Annotated in this window: 15 protein-coding genes; 6 read left to right on the top strand and 9 right to left on the bottom strand. The window is 68.1% G+C overall.

The features are described from left to right. Window positions 1–301 precede the first annotated feature (301 nt). Window positions 302–781 (top strand): DUF4143 domain-containing protein, encoded by a 480-nt coding sequence (locus DNJ95_RS19840; RefSeq protein ID WP_131186189.1) that lies wholly within the window; start codon window positions 302–304, stop codon window positions 779–781. A gap of 110 nt (window positions 782–891) precedes the next feature. On the opposite strand, the gene DNJ95_RS18490 is transcribed toward DNJ95_RS19840, so the two are convergent. From DNJ95_RS18490 to DNJ95_RS18455, 8 genes are all read right to left on the bottom strand, one after another. Further along, window positions 892–1,200 (bottom strand): type II toxin-antitoxin system RelE/ParE family toxin, encoded by a 309-nt coding sequence (locus DNJ95_RS18490; RefSeq protein WP_131186188.1) that lies wholly within the window; start codon window positions 1,198–1,200, stop codon window positions 892–894. Further along, on the bottom strand, window positions 1,200–1,484 hold the full coding sequence (locus DNJ95_RS18485; protein WP_131186187.1) for a ribbon-helix-helix protein, CopG family: 285 nt from the start codon (window positions 1,482–1,484) through the stop codon (window positions 1,200–1,202). The genes DNJ95_RS18490 and DNJ95_RS18485 overlap by 1 nt, the downstream gene beginning before the upstream one ends. Before the next feature lie 245 nt (window positions 1,485–1,729). Next, the gene (locus DNJ95_RS18480; protein ID WP_131186186.1) at window positions 1,730–2,842 is read right to left on the bottom strand and encodes a DUF2817 domain-containing protein; all 1,113 of its coding nucleotides are present in this window, start codon (window positions 2,840–2,842) and stop codon (window positions 1,730–1,732) included. A gap of 48 nt (window positions 2,843–2,890) precedes the next feature. After that, complete coding sequence (locus DNJ95_RS18475; protein WP_131186185.1) at window positions 2,891–4,531, bottom strand: FAD-dependent oxidoreductase; 1,641 nt, start codon at window positions 4,529–4,531, stop codon at window positions 2,891–2,893. Between the two features lie 39 nt (window positions 4,532–4,570). After that, on the bottom strand, window positions 4,571–6,007 hold the full coding sequence (locus tag DNJ95_RS18470; protein WP_165491641.1) for an aldehyde dehydrogenase family protein: 1,437 nt from the start codon (window positions 6,005–6,007) through the stop codon (window positions 4,571–4,573). After that, window positions 5,997–6,866 carry a hypothetical protein gene (locus DNJ95_RS19265; protein WP_165491640.1) on the bottom strand — a complete coding sequence of 290 codons (870 nt, stop codon included), beginning with the start codon at window positions 6,864–6,866 and terminating at the stop codon, window positions 5,997–5,999. Before DNJ95_RS19265 ends, DNJ95_RS18470 begins: the two co-directional genes overlap by 11 nt. 35 nt (window positions 6,867–6,901) lie before the next feature. Then, the gene (locus DNJ95_RS18460) at window positions 6,902–7,522 is read right to left on the bottom strand and encodes a hypothetical protein (protein WP_131186183.1); all 621 of its coding nucleotides are present in this window, start codon (window positions 7,520–7,522) and stop codon (window positions 6,902–6,904) included. 40 nt (window positions 7,523–7,562) lie between these two features. Next, a complete protein-coding gene (locus tag DNJ95_RS18455) occupies window positions 7,563–9,692 on the bottom strand; it encodes a TonB-dependent receptor (RefSeq protein ID WP_165491639.1) in 2,130 nt (709 codons plus the stop codon). Window positions 9,693–10,139: 447 nt separating this feature from the next. On the opposite strand from DNJ95_RS18455, the gene DNJ95_RS18450 reads away from it, so the two are divergent. The 4 genes from DNJ95_RS18450 (at window position 10,140) to DNJ95_RS18435 (ending at window position 14,333) form a co-directional block, all read left to right on the top strand. Then, a complete protein-coding gene (locus DNJ95_RS18450) occupies window positions 10,140–11,501 on the top strand; it encodes an MmgE/PrpD family protein (protein ID WP_131186181.1) in 1,362 nt (453 codons plus the stop codon). Continuing rightward, the gene (locus DNJ95_RS18445) at window positions 11,498–11,911 is read left to right on the top strand and encodes a nuclear transport factor 2 family protein (protein ID WP_131186180.1); all 414 of its coding nucleotides are present in this window, start codon (window positions 11,498–11,500) and stop codon (window positions 11,909–11,911) included. The genes DNJ95_RS18450 and DNJ95_RS18445 overlap by 4 nt, the downstream gene beginning before the upstream one ends. Further along, window positions 11,898–12,581 (top strand): cysteine dioxygenase family protein, encoded by a 684-nt coding sequence (locus tag DNJ95_RS18440; RefSeq protein WP_131186179.1) that lies wholly within the window; start codon window positions 11,898–11,900, stop codon window positions 12,579–12,581. Before DNJ95_RS18445 ends, DNJ95_RS18440 begins: the two co-directional genes overlap by 14 nt. Window positions 12,582–12,710: 129 nt before the next feature. Continuing rightward, complete coding sequence (locus tag DNJ95_RS18435; RefSeq protein ID WP_131186178.1) at window positions 12,711–14,333, top strand: FAD-dependent oxidoreductase; 1,623 nt, start codon at window positions 12,711–12,713, stop codon at window positions 14,331–14,333. 45 nt (window positions 14,334–14,378) lie between these two features. Here the strand turns inward: DNJ95_RS18435 and DNJ95_RS18430 are convergent, their stop codons facing one another. Next, the gene (locus DNJ95_RS18430) at window positions 14,379–15,818 is read right to left on the bottom strand and encodes an MmgE/PrpD family protein (RefSeq protein WP_165491638.1); all 1,440 of its coding nucleotides are present in this window, start codon (window positions 15,816–15,818) and stop codon (window positions 14,379–14,381) included. 197 nt (window positions 15,819–16,015) lie between these two features. Between DNJ95_RS18430 and DNJ95_RS18425 the strand changes: the two genes are divergently transcribed. Next, window positions 16,016–16,909: an alpha/beta fold hydrolase gene (locus tag DNJ95_RS18425; protein WP_131186176.1), complete on the top strand. Its 894-nt coding sequence runs from the start codon at window positions 16,016–16,018 to the stop codon at window positions 16,907–16,909. The last annotated feature ends 193 nt before the right edge of the window (window positions 16,910–17,102 follow it).

The raw sequence follows: 17,102 nt of genomic DNA, 5'->3' as shown, positions 1-17,102 counted from the left end.
GGCAGCAGTAGGGCGAGGGCCAGCGGGGTCATTCTGAGGTTCATGGTCTGTTCGTCCAGGGCGTGTGTGATTGGCCGCGGATACTTGTCCGGGCGACGCTGTCGCGCCGCTCGATGTCCGCTGCGCCGGACCTTCACACGCGCCCTGTCGGCGCGACACCATGAGAAAGATTTCTTATGGCACCTTTCGTTCGTACTTATCTAATCAAGGGGCTTCTTATAACCTTTTTGCTTGAGTGCGTTCGCTTCGTCTATAAGGCCTATTCAACCTCCCAGCCGCCAAGACGGCCGAAGCGTGCGCCATGCGCACCTTCACGCTGACGGGCTCCACTGTCAGAAGTCGCCTGGAGGGTTTGCTCTATCGTGATGCCGGGGCGGGATATCCTTGCGAATTCCATATGGCGCATCTGCAAGGGCTGGACGAAGCCGGCCTGAAGGCGGGTTTGGGCCTGCCCGGCGACCTGCTGGAAGCCTTCGTCCATGCCGCGCTGGCCAAGCACCAGGGCTGGGCCGGGATGCGCATGCGGCTGATGCATTACCGAACCTCCACGGGCGTGGAAGTGGACTTCGTGCTGGAGAACCGCGCGGGCGAACTGGTCGGCATCAAAGTGAAGGCCGCCACCACCATCGGCACCAGGGATTTTAATGGCCTGCGCCACCTGCGCGAAACCGCCCCTGCGCAACCAGCTTGGCCACGGCGGAGTGACCTGGAACGGCTCGGTCAAGCGCGGGCAGTTACGCGACTGCACCGGCCTGCTGGTGATCGAGGTGGTGATGGATGACGTGGATACGATATGGGGAGATGCGTGTTATCCGGTGCTGAAAGAACAGCCGGAAAATTCGCCAGAATTAGGCGCTGTTGGATATGCCGGACTATTTCCGGCCTTTCCTGTCATTCGTCGTCTGGGTGCGAAAAGCCGGCTTCACGCTGCCCGCGTATTGCGAGCACAAAAACGGTTTCCATCTCGGCCAGGTAGCGGTACAGCGCGACATAGCCCTGAGAGCCCTGCCCGATCACCAGTTCCCGTTTGCCGTTGCCTGCCGGTCGACCAATCAGGGGGCTGGTTTCAAGCAGGTTGAAGGCTTCCAGAATGCCCTCTATTCGAGTATCCGGCCGTGAGGCCTGGTGGCGCTCAAGGTGTTCGAGAATGCGCTCGAAGTCATCGGCCACTTCCGGGGCCAGTTCGATACGGACGGCCATCAGTCGGCGCGTTTATGGGCCACTGGGCGGGGCAGTGATCGACCTGTTGCACGGGCTTTCAGATAATCACGCAGCTCATGCCAGGGCAGGGTTTGCCCGGTTTCAAGGATGCGTGCATAACGCTGCTCGGCAATGGTATCGAAGTCTGCACGCCGCTCTGCCTGTTCGATTTTCTCGGCCACGGCCTCCAGCATGAAGTGGTGGGGGGTTGTGCCTGCACGTTTTGCCGCCTTGGCAATGCGGGCTTTCAGGTCATCCGGCAGACGCAGGGTGGTGGTGCTCATGGCTCGTCTCCTGAAGGATTGCGTGATCAGAGTAGCACTGGTGTGCTACGTCGGAAACGTTGTATGGCTGAAGGGGCCTGCGACGTCTACCACCGTCCAGGCTCCCGTCAGTGCCCATCCCACCACAACCGCAGCCCCGTAACGGCGAGCAGCGCAGATTTCGCGAGAGCCATTTTGAACGCCGCCCAGGTATCGGTCGCGAGCCATCGTGTGATCCTTGGGTGGGCATGCTTCAGCGTGCGGCGTCACCAGGCCCGCAGGCCGCCGAGCAGGGCCTGTTGGATCGCGATGGCATGCGCCAGCACGCTGCGGCGCCAGGACAGGCTGCGCGGTACGAAGGCCTCGAGCAGTTGTTCGCGCAATTCGTCGCTGTCGGGCGCCTGTGGCGAGCGTCGCCTGATCTGCAGGTCGAGTTGTATCGCCCGCCACATGCGTTCGATGGGCAGGGTGCCGAACTCGATCACCGCGCCGGTCACCTCGGCCCATGGCAGGGCGTCGCTCACGCCCTGGAACACCAGGCCGCGGTAGTCGGGCACGGCTGCGCCGTCGAGGCGGCTGCCGGCGGCGATCCGTTCCGCGCCCCACCATTGCGCCGCGCGCAGGCGTGCGTCACTGCCGTGCGGGTGGAAACAGAGGAAGAACGGCTGGCCGCGTTCGCCGATGCCGGTGTGCCAGTCGATCAGCGCCACCTTGCGCGCGGGCTGCAAATGCTCCTGGAGGATGCCGCGAAGGGTCAGGTTCGACCACTCCGGGCCGTCGCCGCCGAAGTTGATGCCATCGCGCCGGCTGTACTGGCCGCGGATGGCCGCGTCGATGAAGCGGTCGCGCCCGTGCGCGGCGACCCAGGCATCGCTGCGCGCCTTGGCCGTCGCGAGGGTGGCTTGCTCGAAGTCGGCCAGGGCGATCACCTCGTGCAGTTCCTCGTAGTCGAGGTTGGCCGGTGGCGGCTGGGTCCAGTCGATGAAGTTGCGATTCAGGTCGACGTGCCGTTCGGTGCCGCGGCTGACGTGGGACATGCCCCAGGGGTTGAGGGCGTGGACCAGTACCAGGCGCACGTCCAGGGTCCGGTTGGCGGCGGCCAGTTCGCGCAGCAGCACCGTCTGCGCGGCGGAGCCGAGCAGCCCCTCGCAACCATGGGTGCCGCTGATGATCAGCGCGGCGCGGCTGGCGTCGGCCGGCCCCAGCAGGGCCACGTCGATACTCAGGTCTTCGCCGTGCAGGCCCCGGGCCTGGGGCTGCACATGGCTTTCCAGGCTGGCGCCGGCCTCGATGGCCTGCTGCCGGAAGCGCTCGCGGGCCTGCGCATAGTCGGCGCTGAAGAGGTTGTCGGCGAGGGTGGGGGAAACCCTGTGCGGCATCTGCGGACTCCTTTTGAATTCGGCCGTCGCCGGCCATCGCGGGTGGCTTCAGGGTTGCCGGAGGGCATCCAGGGCGGCCAGGCGGCCGAACACCAGGCCGGGCATCAGGGTGGCGCCGCCGCCGATCATGTTGCGCCAGAAGAAGCCCGAGGCGGCGTTGCCGGCGGCATACAGGCCGGGGACGATGCTGCCGTCGGCGCGCAGCACTCGGCCGCGCCCATCGGTCCTGGCGCCGCCACGGGTGCCCACGGCGGACGGATGCACCGGCAGTGCATAGTAGGGCGCCCGTTCGAGCGGGCCGAGGTTGGGGTTCGGGCTGCGCGGGTCGCCCATGAAGTGGTCGTAGGCGAAGCTGCCGCGGCCGAAGTCCGGGTCCTGGCCGTCGGCGGCGAACAGGTTGAAGCGCGCCACGCTGGCTTCCAAGGCCGTGGCGGGCACGCCGATGCGCTCGGCCAGGGCGGCCAGGCTGGGCGCGCCGACCAGCCAGTCCGGGTCGCGCGAGCCGGGCATGGCCTTGAGCAGCACCGGGTAGCGCTGACGGAAATTGTCGTCGAAGATCGCCCAGGCCGGCAGGTTGCGGTATTCGCCGGAGGCCGGGTCGCGTTCCTCCAGCGCCAGGCTGCAGTTGTGCGAGGCCTCGTTGACGAAGCGCCGGCCATGGCGATTGACCCACAGCGAATGCGGCAGGCTGCGCTCGGGAACGCTCAGTATGCCGAGGGCCCGGCCTTCGTAGTGCAGGCCAGGGACCTCGCCGGTCGGCCAGTGCCAGTAGCTGTCGAGGTTTTCCAGTTGGGCGCCGGCCTGCTCCGCCAGCAGCAGGTTGTCGCCGTTGGCCAGGGGCGGCGTCGGCAGCATTTCCAGTTCGACCGGCAAATGCTGGCGGACCCGCCGCGGGTTCCATTCGAAACCGCCATTGGCGAGGATCACGCCCTTGCCGGCCTGCCAGCGCAGCGCGCCCTGTGGGGTTTGCAGCTCGACCCCGACGACGCGGCCCTGCGGGTCCTGCTGCAGGCCGCTGACACGGCTGTCGAGCTGGATACGCACGCCAGCGTCCAGGCAGCCCTTGAGCAGCGCGCCGACCAGTGCCAGGCCGCCCGGCCGGCGGTCGCCGATGCCGCGCCAGAGGATACGCGGCAGTTGCCGCAGCAGCGCCCGGCGGAATTGCCAGAGCAGGCCGCTGTCCTTCACCTCCAGGCTGGTCAGCGGGCTGCCGATCAGCGGCCGGCGCAACCGCTGGCGCCAGGCGCCGAGGCTGCGCAGCGCAAAGGGCGCGGGCTCCAGGTGGCGCCCCTGGGCCAGGCCGCCCTCGGCTTCGACGAAACTGTCCGGGTAGGGCGTGTTGCGCAGGCGCAGCGGCGAGGCGGCTTCGAGGAACTCGCAGGTCGGCCCGGCCTGCTCGACATAGACCGCGGCGCGCTCGGCATCATGGCCGCCACCGCAGGTCGCGGCGATATAGCGCAGGGCGCGTTCGCGGTCGTCGTGGATGCTGAGCGCCGCCGCCTTGGGATTGACCGGCACCCACAGCAGCGCGCCGGAGAAGGCGCTGGCACCGCCGACCAGCGATGACTGCTCGACCACCACCACCCGCGCGCCCTCGCGCGCCGCGCTGAGGGCGGCGCCAAGGCCGCTGGCGCCCGAGCCGACGACGATTAGGTCGAAGCGTTCATGCCAGTGGGTTGCTGTGTTCATGGGGTGTCCTCGATGAAAGGGAAGCCCGGGGCGCGGGACTCAGCCATGCAATACCTTGCGCAGCATGGCCTTGATCCTGTCGCCCCAGGGAGGGAAGAGTATTTTTTCCAGGCGTAGCGGCGTCTGCCGGTAAACCGTGCGTTCGTGGCTGAAGTTGCGAAAGCCGTGGAAGCCCTTCAAGGCCCCCTGGCCACTGGCGCCGACGCCGCCGAACGGGGCTGCCGAGTTGCGCACGTGGGCGGCGCAGTCGTTGATGCTGATGCCGCCGCAACGGATCGCCGCGCACAGCCGCTCGATCTCCGCCGTGTCCCTGCCGAACGGGTAGAAGGCCAGGGGCGCGGGCCGGCGCTGCACATAGGCGATGGCCTCCTCCAGGCGCTCATAGGGAATGATCGGCAGGATGGGGCCGAAGATTTCCTCGCTCATCAGTGCGCTGTCTTCCGGCGGGGCGATGACCAGCGTGGGGGCGATCCTGAAGGGCGGCCGGTCATACAGCCGCTCCCGGCCGGGGTTGATCTCGATGATCTCGAGGCCGAGCGCCCTGGCCTGCGCGAGCAAGGCCTGCAGGCGCTCGTAGTGATGACGATTGACGATCGCCGTGTATTCGAGGTTGCCGGCGATCGAGGGCAGCATCTTCTCGAATGCCGCCACCAGGGCGGCGCTGAAGGCTTGCAACTGGCTGGCGGGCACCAGGCAGTAATCCGGGGCGATGCAAAGCTGGCCGGAGTTGAGAATCTTGGCGAAGGCGATGCGTTCCGCCGCGCTGTCCAGCCGGGCACTCTGCGTCAGCAGCACCGGCGACTTGCCGCCCAGTTCCAGCGTGACCGGGGTGAGTTGTCTGGCGCACTGCTCGGCGACCCGCCGCCCGGTGGCGGTGGAGCCGGTGAAGACCAAGTGGTCGAGGGGTTGCGCGCAGAGCAGCCGGGCCACCTCGGGGCCGCCGGACAGCGCGAAGCACTCTTGCTCGTCGAATGCCGCGTTGATCAGTTGGCACAGCAGTTGCGCCGTGTGCGGCGTCACCTCCGAAGGCTTGACGATGCAACTGTTGCCCGCCGCGAAGGCATCGCCCAGCGGCGCCAGCAGCGTGTTCAGGGGGAAGTTCCAGGTACCCAGCACACCGACCACGCCAAGCGGTTCCAACTCGATACGCAGGCGCGCGCCGAGCAGGCCGAAGGGCAGCTCCGGGCGCGCCGAGCGGGGCCGCATCCACTTGCGGATACCGCGCCGCGCAGCCTTCAGCGGGATCACCGAGCCGGCGAAGTCGCCGAACAGGCTGGTGGTTTCCCCGCGCGCGCCGCCGAAGTCCGCCTGCAGTGCCTCCAGCAGCGGAGCCTCGTTGCGGCGCAGGATATCGATCAGCCGGTCGATGCGCTCTTCGCGCTGTCGCGCGCTGGGCGCCCCCTGGTTGCGATAGGCGGCTTTCTGGGCGGCGACGACTTGGGCAAGCCGTACGCCGATGGCGCTGTCATCCGTCATGGGTATCTCCCGTTGCGGTCGTTGTCGCATGGGCCTGGCGTACGCGGCGGCGCCAGACGAGCGCCCACAGTAGCCATGTCACTAGCGCGAATGCTGCCAGCACCTGCGCACCCTTGATGGTTGCCGCATGGACCTGGAGCGGCATGGCGATCACCAGGGTGGCATAGGCGAGGACGGCGGCGGTCTTGCTGTACACCAGCGCCGCGGCCAGGACCACTTCCCGCCCCAGGCGTGGCCGCAGCGCCGCCACCAGCAGCGCCAGGCCCAGTGCCAGGAAGCCGGCGCCGATCTGGGTATTGAGGGTTACCGACCACAGCAGGCCGTAGGGCACACCGCCTGCAAGGGCGTTCTCGACGGGGCTGAAGGCGCCACGGGCGCCGCTCGCCGCATTCAGCGCGCCGAGGGCGGCGAGCAGCAGGCAGGCGACCACCCGCACGCCCTTGGGCAGCGGCCAGGGCGTTTCCCCGGTTCGCGCGCGGGCCGCCACCAGGCTGGCCGCGAGCAGCAGGCCGACGAGCGCCATCAGCGCGGCTTCGAACAGGTAGCCGCGTGCTTCGCTGGCGGGAAGGCCGACCAGGGTATTGGCGCCATGGACCAGCAGCGCCGCCGAGAGCGCCGCATAGCCCAGCAGCATGGCGCTGAACAGCGGGGCGCTGCGCCCTTTGGCGGCCAGCCAGCAGAGCATGCTGCCGAAGATAAGGTTGTTGCCCGCGACCACGCGCATCGAGGTGGTCGACGAGACCCGTTCCACGCCGAGCCAGGCGCCGACCTGTTCCGGGGCAAGCAGGGCGGCCAGGCCGAACAGGGCCAGTATGGCCCCGGCGACGAGCCTGCCCGTGGTTATCGAATCGATCTGCATGTTCAGGTGACCTGTAGGAGGGGAAGGCATCCGCGTTACCAGTGGGCGGCCATGTCGTAGATCAGCAGGCTGTAGTCGGGGGTGCCGTTCCTGGGCGAGGACCAGAGGTAGAAGGAGCGTGGCAGGTCGACGCGGATTTCCCGAGTCTCGCCCGGCGGGATTTCCTCTATGCGGTATTCCGGCAGCTCGATACGCGGCTGGGCCGTGGTGAAATGGTTTTCGTAGGGGCGCAACCAGAAGTCCACCGGGTAGGGAACGTCGCGGTTGCTCACACGGATGATGAACTCGCCCTGCATGGCCAGCAGCGGGCGCGCGTTGCGTGCCCGCGCGGCCCAGGTCCGCGCGTTGATCTCATGGCACTGCTGCGCCGAGCGGGCGCTGAAGTTCTGCTCGACATAGTGCTCGGCCTCGAGGAACTGGCAGGCCGTCTGCTGCACTTCGATCACGCGCAGCCCTCCCTCGCGGCCCTGGCTGCCATCGGCCAGCGCGCCGCTGTACTGGCGCCACTGCTCGCGCTTGGAAGGCTGCGCCGCCGGGCCGTCCGCCGGTGCCTCTGCGCCGCAGGCCACCAGGCCGAGCAACACGGCGCCGCCGGCCGCGCCGGCGATGGCCTGGATGCCGCGTTTGCCTCTGTACCTCGACAACCATTCATGCATGGCGATCACCTGCCCCTTGCCGTTTTCAGTTCCGTCGCGGTCAGAATTCGTAGCGGACGCCGACGCCGAAGCGGCGGGGAGTGCCGAAGCTGACGAGGGTGCTCGACGCGCTGGATTCGAAACCCTGTATGTAGCCGCGGTCGGTCAGGTTGTGCACGTAGCCATACAGCTCCCAGTTGTCCAGGCGATACCCCGTCTTGAAGTCGAAGACGCTGTAGCTGCCGTAGCGGACGAAGTCCGACGAGGCATTGTCGAAGAACCAGACCTGCCCCTGGTTGCGCGCATCCAGGCGTGCGTAGGCGCCGCCCGGATGGCGGTAGGCGACCCCCAGGCGCAGGGTGTGGGAGGGGCTGTTCTCGATCCTTTCGCCGTCGTAGCGGGTGGTGCCGGTGTCGTAGTCGTCGTATTTCGCCTCGATCAGGCCGAGGGCGCCGCTGAATTCCCAGCGGCTGTCGCGCGGGTACCAGCTCAGTTCCAGCTCCGCGCCCTGGGAGTGCGCCTTGCGGGCGTTGTCGGTGGTGTTGACGATGCCGTCGAACTTGTAGACATGGATATCCTCAATATCCATATAGAACAGGCTGGCGGCCAGGGCCAGGTTGTCCAGGCGGCCCTTGACGCCGATCTCGTAGTTGGCGGAGGTCTGCGGTTCGAAGCTGTTGCTGTCCGCGCCGCCGCCGCTGGCGAAATAGTTGTAGCCCCCCGGCATATAACCCTTGGCATAGGAGGCATAGGCCGTCCAGTTCGGGCTCAGGCTATGGCTCAGGGCCACCTTGGGCAGGAAGGCGTTCCAGCGGGTCTTGTCCCGCAGGCTGTAGATGGCCGGGCCGCTCACCCCCACTGGCAGGTAGAAGAGGTCCATGTCGAACTCCTTCTCGATCCGTTGCCAGCGCCCGCCCAGGGTCAGCTCGAAGCTGCCGGCGAACGGCCAGATAAGCTGCCCGAACAGCGCCTGGGTCCTGGTGTCCGTCAGCGAGTCGGCGTTCATCTCGAAGTTGCCCAGGTAGGTGGCGGTGGCGGGATCGTAGCCGGGAAACTTCTGGCCGTAGGGGCCCTGTGCGTGCTCTTCCTTTTCCAGGTACAGGCCGGCCACCCAGCGCGGGCCCGCGCTTTCGCCGCCGCTCAGGCGCAGTTCCTGGGTCCAGGTCTCGGTGGCGTGGTTGTTGAACTGGGTCAGCCCGGCATAGTCCGGGCGCACGCCGAAATCGGAGTCATACACGCCATCGAGTTCGAACTTCTTGTGCGTGGTGACCGCGTCCAGGCTCACGCCGGCCAGTTTCCAGGTCAGTGCCAGGCTTTGCGCGTTGCTATCGGCGACTTCCTTGGTGTCGGTGTCGAAGCGGGCTTTCCTGGCCTTGTCCAGGCTGAAGGACGAAATCGACGAGCCGCCCGGCCCCACGGCCATTTCATAGAAATGAGCGGTTTTCTTTTCCTCGCTCAGGCCCAACCTGGCGCGGAAGCGCTCGTTGGGTTCGTACAGCAGGTAGGTGTTGAGCTTGCGTTCACGCTTTTCGGCGGCGTCCTTGCGCATGCCGGGGTGGACGTTCTCGATCCAGCCATCGGTGCCGCTGAACTGGCCGTTGACGCCGAGGTACAGCGAGCCGTCGATGAGCGCGCCGCTGCCGTCGAAGACGATGGCGTGGGTGTCGTCCTCGCCGTATTCCAGGCCGGCCTTGCCGCGCCAGGCCTTGCCGGGCTTCCTGGTGACCACGTTGATGATGCCGCCGACGGCATCCTTGCCGTAGAGGGTGCCTTGCGGGCCCCGCAGCACCTCGACGCGCTCGACGTTGGCCAGCGAGGCGTCGAAGCCGAAGCGGCTGGAATGCGGGACGCCATCGATGTAGATCACCACCGGGTTGTTGTTGGTGAACTTCGAGGTGTTCAGCCCGCGGATATTCACCGAGGTGCCCTGCCAGGTATTGGAGGCCATGTTGGGGATCTCGGCGATCACATCGTCGATGCTGCTGATCCCCTTCTCCTCCAGCGTGGCGGCGTCGATGACCGTCACGCTCTGCGGTACGTCCTGCAGGTCCTGTTCGACCTTGTTGGCGGTCACGGTCACGACGGACAGTACACCTGCATCGTCCCCTGACGGCTGCGCCATGGCGAGTGCTGGCAAGAACGAACTGATGGCCAACAGGGTGAATGCCGGGTGGGCAGGCTGTCGCTTCATGGTCAAGGCTCCTGGGATATGCGCCGACGCCGAGCCGGCATGGCTGTCGCCCATGCCGTACGGAAAATATCCTGATGGGGTCGGACGATTCGAGTCGCCATCCTTGCATTGGCCTGCCGGCGATGTGACGAGAAGCAGTATTTCTTATGGAGCCTATCGTGGATGGTTATTCGGACTGTGTTTTGAATTTTTATATGTCGATAAGTTATATATATGCCCGCCGCCACCGGCGGTACAGGGAGCCTGGGCATCGTGTGAGTTCGGCAATGGAAACAAGTGGCAGGGGGCGTAGTGCTTGCCGTGCTGTGTGTTCCTGGTTTTCTTTCCGGTATAAGCGGCGGTTTTATGCTGGGCCGCTGCCGGGTGGGTATTAGTAATATTTAGGCGGGGTAGAAACTCTGCTGATTGCACTGCCTGCGGCGCTATCCATGCCGATAGACTGCCGACATGAACGATTTCCTGCATTCCCTTGCCGCCTGGGCCGCCGGGCTGGAGCTGGCGGTGATTCCCGACGCGGTGCGCCAGCGCGCCCTGGCTTCGCTGATCGACACCCTCGGTGTCGGCCTGGCCGGTGCCGGGCTGCCCGCCACCGTGCAGGTGCGCGACTGGGCGTTGGGCGAATGGCGGGCCGGGCCGGCCGAGCTGCTCGGTTCGGGCGAGTGCCTGGGGGTCGCTGGCGCCGCGCTGGTCAATGGCGTGGCCTGCCATGCGCTGGACTTCGACGACACCTGTTATGACGGCATCGTGCATGCCTCGGCGGTGGTGCTGCCGGCGGCGCTGGCCCAGGCCCAGGTGCTCGGCGCCAGTGGCGAGCGACTGCTGCTGGCCTACTGCGTGGGCTGCCAGGTGGAGATCGAGCTGGGCCGCGCCCTGGGCAATGCACTCTATGCCCGTGGCTGGTTCAACACTGCCTTGCTGGGCGGCTTCGGCGCCGCCGCGGCCGCCGGCCGGTTGCTCGGCCTGGATGCCGCTGGCATGCATCGCGCACTGGCCCTGGCCAGCGTACAGGCCCGCGGCATTCGCGCGGTGCTTGGCAGCGAGGCCAAAGCCTATCTGGCCGGTCGCGCGGCGGAAACCGGAGTGCGCTGCGCGGCCCAGGCACAGCGGGGGCTGAGCGCGCCCGCGCGGCCGTTGTCCGGGCCGGACGGTTTTGCCGCCACCCACCTGGGCCACGATGTCCCGCTGCCATCCTTCGCCGGGCCGCGCTGGGCCTTCGTCGATCCGGGTTTCGCGTTGAAGCGCTATCCGCTCTGTTCCGCCACCCAGGCCGCCGCCGAGGCGCTGGCGGAGCTGGCGCTGGATGCGCGGCGGGTGCTGGCGATCGAAGTGCGGGCGACCGCTCTGGTGCTGCGCAGCCTGCCGTATGCGCAGCCGCAGAGCGCGCAGCAGGCGCAGTTCAGCATGCCCTTCGCGCTGGCCTGCATTCTGCGCTTCGGCGATATCGGCCCACAGCACCTGCGGCCCTCGGTGTTCGCCGACGAGGCGCACAGGCGCCTGATGGCACGGGTCGAACTGGCCCTGGACGAAGCGCTGGAAGGGCGCCCCGACCGCCTCCAGGCCTGCCCGGAAGGCGCCCGCCTGCGCGTCCGCCTCGACGATGGCCAGGTGCTCGAAACGCAGTGCCTGGCCGCCACGGGCATGCCGCAGCGGCCCTTCAGCGAGGCCCGGCTATGGCACAAGTTCCGCCTCTGCGGCCGTTTCGCCGGCCTGCCGGATGAGGCCACGAGGGCACTGTTCGAGCGACTCGGTCAGCTTGAAACACTGCCCACATCGAATTTCCTACCCAGCATCAGGAGTCCGCACCCATGAGCCAGAGCGAGTCCAATGTCGACATCGTCCGCCGCCTGTTCTCCGGCGCCCCACCGAGCGACGACGCGGAACTGGCGGCGTTCGTTTCGCGCTACATCGACCCGGACGCCAGCCTGAGTTATCCGGGGAGTGCGCCGATCCCCTTCGCCCGGACCTGGCACGGGCACGCGGGCTTCAGCGAATTCCTCGCTACCTTCAACCGCGAGGTGGAGACCCTGCGCCTGGAGGTGTCGCAGATCGGCGGCGCCGGGGACGAGGTGTTCATCCGTGGCTTCACCGAAGGCCGCGTGCGCGCCACCGGCAAGGTCTACGGCAGCCCCTGGCTGCTGGTCTGGACCTTGCGCGACGGGCGGGTGACGCAGATGCTCGAATACCACGATACCCAGGCGATTGCCCATGCCTTCGCCTGAGCGCCGTTACCTGAGCGAGGCCCAGCATGCCAGGGACCCGCAACTGGCCGCCTTTATCGAGGCGATCCATGGCGTGCTCGATAGCTCCAGCTCGGTCGTCGAGACCCTCGCCGCAGTGAGCGAACAGGTTCGCGGCTTCCTGCCGCACTGGCGCCTGCCCGATGCACGTTACCTGGCCCGCCAGCCGGGCAAGCGCTATGGCTCCTATCTGTTGTACCGGGCCGCCGACACGCGCTTCGTCATCGTCATCGACACCTTCGATGCCGGGCAGACCTCGCAGATCCACAACCACCGGACCTGGGCCGTGGTCGGCCTGATCGAGGGCACCGAACGCAACCGCATCTACCTGCCGGCCAGGGCGCTGGATGCGCCGCCGCAACTGCTGGACGAGTATGTGACGCGCCCCGGCGAGGTGTTCGCGCTGCAGGAGACGCAGATGCACCAGTTGCAGACCGCCGAGGATGCGCTGAGCGTGAGCTTCCATGTCTACGGTGCCGATGTCGGCACCATCCAGCGCTTGCGCTGGGACGAGGCCAGCGCTGCCTACCGCGAGTTCCGCCAGGGCTGGAGCAACGACGTGGTCGACCTGCCGGTGTATCTCGACGGGCCGGTGCTCAGCGAGATCGAGCTGCGCCGCCAGTGCGTCGGTTATCTGCAGGGGGCGGACTGACGCCGCGTGGCCTATCGGATTGTGTGACAGCCGCAGGGTGCGCGGTGCGAACCGGGGAGCGGCGCATCGCCTTGGCGCTGCGCATGGCGCCCCTTCAGCGGCTGCCTTTACCACCAGGAGAATGCATAGATGGCGACCGATACACAGCTTATTGTCATAGGCTCCGGCGCCGCCGGCCTGTCGGCGGCGCTGAGCGCGGCGCAGGCCGGCGCTCGGGTGCGGGTGCTCGAGGCCAGCGACCGGCTTGGCGGCACCACAGCGTTTTCCGGCGCGCTGCTGTGGGCGCCGGGCAACCGCTGGGCACGGGCCGCCGGCCATGACGACTCGCTCGACAGTGCGCGGCGCTACGTGCAGGCGGTGCTGGGCGAACGCGCCGCCGATCCGCGCTGGGCGGTGTTCTTCGAACGGATCAATCCGCTGCTGGCGTTCCTCGAGCGGGAAACGCCCCTGCGCTTCGGCCTCTGCCGTTACCCGGACGCCTTCGGCGAATGGGCGGACGGCACCGACTTCCGGCATGTGCACAGCGACCCCATCCCCTTGTCCTGCGCCGGCCCCCTGGCCGCTTCGATCCGCCGTCCGCCGGACATGCGCGACCGCATCATGGTGCGTGACCTGGAGGGCGTGCGGCCGTTCGGCCTGATCCGCCCGCGGGCGCTGCTGCGGATCCTGCCGCGCCTGGCCTGGCGCGGACTGCGCGGGCGCGTGCATGGCGGCGTGGCGCTGGTCGTGGCGCTGCTCGGCGCCTGCCAGCGGTACGGTGTCGAGTTCCAGTTGAATGCACGGGTCAGCGAATTGCGGCGGGTCGATGGGCGGGTCGCCGAGGTGGTCTACCGCCATGGCGACCACGAGCATGTGCTGCGCGCCGAGCGCGGCGTGCTGGTGGCCAGCGGCGGCTTCGACTGGAACCCGCAACTGATGCGGCGCTTCCTGCCGGTGACGATCGAGGAAACGCAGACGCCGCCGGTCAACCGTGGCGACGCCATCGCCTGGGCCGAGGCGCTGGGCGCGCGCCTGGCGCATATGGACGAGGCCTGGTGGCTGCCGGGCAAGTACCTGCCCGGCACGCCGCTGCACGATGGCCAGGCGGTGGCCAACTGGCTGGTCGGCGACCGCATCTGGCCGCATTCGCTGTGGGTCAACCGCCATGGCCGGCGCTTCTGCAACGAGTCGGCGCAGAATACCGGCAACCACTGGGGCGAGCTGGACGAGCATGGCGAGCCGCGCAACCTGCCCTGTTTCGCGGTATTCGACGCCCAGTTCCGCAGACGCTACCCGCTGCTGGCGCGGATCAAGCCGGGGCAAGCGGACCCGGACTGGCTGGTCAGCGCGCCGAGCCTGGCGTTGCTGGCCGAGCGCATCGGAGTACCGGCCGCCGCCCTGGAGGCCAGCGTGGCGCGTTTCAACCGCCAGGCGCGGGCTGGGCGCGACGAGGATTTCGGCCGTGGCGAAGGGCTCTACGAGCGCTATTTCGGCGATCCGCGCCAGGCGCACCCGGTCCTTGGCAGTGTCGAGCGGCCACCTTTCTATGCCTACCGCCTGGCCACCAGTTCGGTGGGCACCAAGGGAGGCCTGGCGACCGACGCCGATGCCCGCGTGCTCGACCAGGCTGGCCAGCCGATCCCCGGCCTGTATGCCGCCGGCAATGCCGCGGCGGCCTTCAACGGCCCGCTTACGGTGGCCGCCGGCTGCACCATCCCGCCCGCGCTGGTGATGGGCCATGTGGCGGCGCTGCATGCGCTGGTGCCCGGGTAAAAGCAGCCATAAGCTCGAGGCATGAAGCCTGCAGCTCGGAGCTGCTCAAAGGCGGCTCCCCAGCCACTGCGGAATCCGCTGGCCGAGGTCGGCTATCCGTTCCAGTTGCCAGACCGCCTCGCCGATGGCCTCGGCCTGGCGCTCGGTGTCGGTTGGCGCCGCCCCAGCCTGCTGTCGGGCGGCGAACTCCAGGCATTGACGCAGCTTGGCGGCGAAGTCGTGGTCGTCCGGCGGGTTCTCTGGCCAGCCCTTGCCGAAGCGGGCGCTGGCCGCGCAGTGGCGGCCATCGGCCAGTCGCAGTTCCAGGCTGCACTGGTCCGCGTGCTGGTAGTCGGCTTCCTCGGTTATCGTCAGGCGTCCGGCCAGGGCGACCACGTCCCTGGCGCCGATGGCTTCGCGGGTGAAATGCTGCAGCCGCGAAGCGCGCCGCAGCAAGGCGTTGGCGGCGACGTACTGCAGGCTGAACATGGCGTCGATCTCGCTGGCGCCGCTGCTGAACGGCTGGCCGCAGAGCAGGTTCATCGGCGCCGAGACCCGCAGCCGTCCGGCGACGATCTGGCTGGCGGCGATGTCCTGCCCGATGGCCAGTTGCAGCGCCGCGTCGGTCAGAGCCAGGGTCAGGCCGCAGCTCGGGTAGAGTTTGAAGCAGGTTTCCCGCTGGCCGCGCCACTCGCTGCCAAGGTCGCGGCGCAGCTCCTCCCAGTCCGGTTCGCGGCGGGCGAACAACTGGAAGAACGACAGTTCGCCGCCGAGCACGCGGCGGATGCCGGTGAAGCCGGCGGCGGCCAGCAGTGCCGCTTCCACCGCGTTGCGGCTGGCCTGGGCCTGGGCCAGGCGCACCGCCAGCACGCGGTCTTGGATCGCCTGGAAGCTACCGGCGCTGGTATTGACCGCCAGCCCGACCGCCTCGCGCAGTTGCCGGGCGTCGAGGCCGAGCAGACGCCCGGCGACGATGGCGCCGGAGATCGGCGCGAGGATGTTGGCGTCGAAACCGTTGTAGAAGAAGCCGGTCTTCTGCGCGGCGGCATTGATCCGCAGCGCTACGTCCTGGCCGGCGGCCAGCGCGGCGATTACCTCGCGGCCACTGCTGTGGCGGTATTCGCCGACGCCGAGGGCGATCGGCACGTCGGTCGAGCTGGGGTGGTAGCCGGGGGAGACCACGTCGCAGAAGTCCCAGGCGCGCGCCATCAGCGCGTTCTGCATGACCGCGTCGCGCAACGGCAGGCGCTGGCGCGTGCCGCTCACCGTGGCCTGGGCGACGCCGCCCTGGGCCTGCAGCAGGGCCAGCAGTTGCGGCGCGCCGGCGGCATGGCGGCCGCTGAACTGGCAGGCGATATTGTCCAGCAGGCGGCGTTTCTGGTGGGCGATCACCGCCTCGGGCAGGTCTTCGTAGCGCAGCGCAGCGGCCTGGTCGAGCAGTGCGTCGAGGGGGTCGCCCGTCTGGCCGGCGGTGGTTGAAGCGCTGCGGGGGGGATGGGCTGGCATGGGCGGACTCCGGGCGGAAGGTCCGATTGTCGCGATGGCCGGTCGGGCGTGGCGAGGGTCATCAGCCATTGTGATAGCACCGATGAGAATCGCTGATGGCGGCGGCGGCGCTGGCGGGACGGCCTTATCCTGTTCATCCTGGTCCTGGCCGCGTCTTTGCGGGACGGGCCGCCATCGCTGATTGACCGGAGGATGCCATGCCCCTGCTGCAACGTGACGACCTGGATATCGCCATCGACTACGAGACCGCCGGCTCCAGCGCCGACCCGGCCATCGTGCTGCTGCGCGGCATGGGTTCGCAGCGGCTGCGCTGGCCGCCCGAGTTCATCGCCGGGCTTGCGGCCGCGGGGCTGTTCGTCATCGCCCCGGACTACCGCGATATCGGCGGCTCGACCTCGCTGGCGCAGCTGCAGGTGCCGCCCTTCGGCGAATTCCTCGCCAGCCTGGGGCGTGGCGAACCCTTCAGCGCGCCGTACCGGCTGGAAGACCTGGCCGGCGATATCCTGGCCCTGCTCGATCACCTGGGGGTCGACAAGGCTATCGTGTTCGGCTTTTCCATGGGCGGTTATGTCGGCCAGATCCTCGCCGCCGACCATCCGCAACGGCTGGCGGGGCTGGTTTCCTTCGGCTCCTCGCATCTGCTGCCGGCGCCGGACAAGGTGGCGCCGGAGGTGATGGCGGTGATGATGCGGGGCGCGCGCAGCGACAGCGAGGCCGACCTGCTCGAGTACGATCTGGCGGTCTGCCGGGTGCAGGCCGGCGATGCTTTCCCGATCGACGAGCCGCGTTATCGGTGGGTGCTGAGAGAGGAGCGGCGGCGCGGTGTGCCGCTGGGCAGCGATACCCGGCAGTTCATGGCCATTCTCGCCAGTGGCGAGCGCACGGCCCATTGCGCGCGGATCGGCGTGCCGACGCTGGTGCTGCATGGCAGTGCCGACCGGCTGGTACCGCTGGCCGATGCGCTGCGGATGGCGGAGCTGGTGCCCGGCGCCGAGACGCTGGTGGTCGAGGGCTGCGGGCATGACCTGACCCCGTCGCTGCTGCCCAGGGTGCTGCCGGCCGTGATCGACTTCTGCCGCCGCGCACTCTGAGCGGCGCCGAGGATAGCGGCGGCTTTGACGTGGGGTGCGCCGTGCGCACCGGCACAACGCGATGTACGGCGCACCCTTGTATCTCGACTTCAGCCCTGTCAATGGGCAATAGTCCCCGACTGATCATCGGGGGAAGGACTGGGAAGACGTGCGCACCCTTAGGCTTCGAGCCTGCATCGTAGATAGCACTCCC

It is taken from the genome of Stutzerimonas kirkiae (assembly GCF_004327335.1).
Classification (GTDB): Bacteria; Pseudomonadota; Gammaproteobacteria; order Pseudomonadales; family Pseudomonadaceae; genus Stutzerimonas; species Stutzerimonas kirkiae.
Note: the sequence above shows the minus strand (reverse complement) of the source record. Positions and strands in the feature narration are given on the sequence as shown.